This window comes from Vibrio sp. 2132-1 (assembly GCF_033344315.1).
Window position 1 is genome coordinate 1 of sequence record NZ_JAWPON010000602.1, and the last position, 585, is coordinate 585.

Annotated in this window: 1 protein-coding gene; it reads right to left on the minus strand. The window is 43.4% G+C overall.

The window, feature by feature from the left end; genetic code table 11:
* Positions 1–255: 255 nt before the first annotated feature.
* The coding region (locus R8N47_RS26900) for a CBS domain-containing protein (RefSeq protein WP_318186324.1) at positions 256–585 on the minus strand (330 nt) is incomplete at its 5' end.

A 585-nucleotide genomic window follows, 5' to 3' on the forward strand; every position in this document is an offset into this window, starting at 1 on the left:
ATGAACTTCGACTTCGCTAAATGGTGTAACGGGTCCGGTTCCCCACACCCTGGACATGTGTGAGCACGTTTCGATATTTGTTTCTCACACACAGGGCAAGAGACTAAAGGCATGATTTAAATTCCTCAACTATATGCTTAGGGCACAAAGAATAGCGCCTGTGAAAATATATGCAACATCACTAATAATCAATATCTTAGAGATTGACGCATGTCGCTGACTTGAGAAAAATATTACGCATGTTACTTACACAGTTTAGCCATCCTCTCTGACCATGCCATTAATCACGATATTGTTGTAACTCACCATGCCGATCACTTCGCCATCTTCAATCACGGGCGCGCGGCTGATCCCAAATCGCTCAAACAGACGAGCACAATATTTAACGTTCATATCTGGATCGACACACAAAGCAGGCTTAGTCATGATTTCGTAGATATTGGTGCGCTGAGGGGCACGGTTATTTGCCAACACTTTCTTCGCAATATCATTCATTAACACAATGCCGTATTCGTCGTTGTCATCGCGCTTTTTGACCACCAGCGCTTTCACTTGATATTTCTTTGCCAGAGTAATGCCTTCGTA